This window comes from Niabella aquatica (assembly GCF_054779315.1).
Genome location: NZ_BAAGYM010000030.1, coordinates 1 through 1,774, shown reverse-complemented (window position 1 = coordinate 1,774; position 1,774 = coordinate 1). Strand labels below are relative to the sequence as shown.

Annotated in this window: 1 protein-coding gene; it reads left to right on the top strand. The window is 46.3% G+C overall.

Annotated features, from left to right (window positions below; translation table 11 throughout):
- A partial coding sequence (locus ACYVBM_RS19470) for a glycoside hydrolase family 97 protein (RefSeq protein ID WP_460687373.1) occupies positions 1-1,774 on the top strand: 1,774 nt, incomplete at both ends.

The following is a 1,774-nucleotide window of genomic DNA, read 5'->3' as shown; positions in this document are numbered from 1 at the left end:
ACCTGGCAGCCTGTTTGGGGTGAAACCAAAAATATCCGTAACCATTACAACGAGCTGGCGGTTACTTTGAAGCAAAAAGTTTCCAACCGTCAGATGGTTATCCGTTTCAGACTGTTTAATGATGGATTGGGATTCCGCTACGAGTTCCCGCAGCAAAAAGACTTCACCTACTTCGTTATTAAAGAAGAGCGTACACAGTTTGCCATGACAGGCGATCACACTGCTTACTGGATACCCGGTGACTACGATACGCAGGAATACGATTATACTACTTCTAAATTATCAGAAATAAGAGGGCTGATGCCAAAAGCTATTACCGGAAATGCTTCCCAAACCTCTTTCTCACCCACAGGCGTGCAAACATCACTGATGCTGAAAACGGATGAGGGCATTTATATCAACCTGCATGAAGCGGCACTGATCAATTATGCCTGTATGCACCTGAACCTGGATGATAAGAACTTCATTTTTGAATCCTGGCTTACGCCGGATGCCAATGGCAGTAAAGGACATTTGCAGGCACCCTGCCATTCTCCCTGGCGAACTATTATTGTAAGCGATGATGCACGCGAAATACTGGCCTCTCACATGACGCTAAACCTGAACGAGCCTTCGAAAATTGCAGATCCCTCATGGATCAGGCCCACCAAATATGTAGGAGTGTGGTGGGAGATGATCACCGGGAAGAGTGAATGGTCCTACACCAGCGATGTGCCCGCTGTTCAATTAGGAGTAACAGACTATACAAAAGTAAAACCGCATGGCCGACACGGAGCAACCACGGCCAATGTGAAAAAGTATATAGACTTTGCGGCCAGACATGGTTTTGACGGGGTACTGGTAGAAGGTTGGAATATAGGTTGGGAAGACTGGTTTGGCAATTCGAAAGATCATGTATTTGATTTTGTAACGCCTTATCCCGACTTTGATGTAAAAGCGATACAGGAGTATGCCCAAAGCAAGAAAGTAAAAATGATCATGCATCATGAAACCTCCTCCTCTGTGCGCAATTATGAACGTTATATGGACACGGCCTACCGTTTTATGAAATCTTTTGGATACGATGCGGTAAAGAGCGGTTATGTGGGCGATATTCTTCCGCGCGGAGAATATCATTACAGTCAATGGATCAATAACCATTACCAGTATGCTCTTGAAAAGGCAGCCCAATATAAGATCATGGTGAATGCTCATGAGGCGGTAAGGCCCACGGGAATATGCCGTACGTGGCCCAACCTGATAGGCAATGAGTCAGCAAGAGGAACGGAGTACCAGGCTTTTGGAGGCAGTAAGGCCAATCATGTTACCATACTGCCTTTTACAAGGCTGATTGGCGGTCCGATGGATTACACACCGGGAATATTTGAGATGGATATATCAAAGATCAATCCCAATAACAAGTCGCATGTAAACAGCACCCTTGCCAATCAGCTGGCTTTATACGTTACGATGTACAGTCCTTTGCAAATGGCGGCGGACCTGCCAGAGAACTATGATCGTTTTCCCGATGCGTTCCGGTTCATCAAAGATGTAGCGGTTGATTGGGACGATAGCAAATATCTTGAAGCGGAGCCGGGGCAGTATGTAACGGTTGCACGTAAGGCAAAGGGCACGGGTAACTGGTTTGTAGGAAATGTAGCAGGAGAAAACGGGCATACCAGCCAGCTGTCGTTTGATTTCCTGGAGCCGGGCAAATTATATGAGGCCACTATCTATGCCGATGCTAAAGATGCGGATTATAAAACCAACCCCCAGGCGTATACCATTCGAAAAG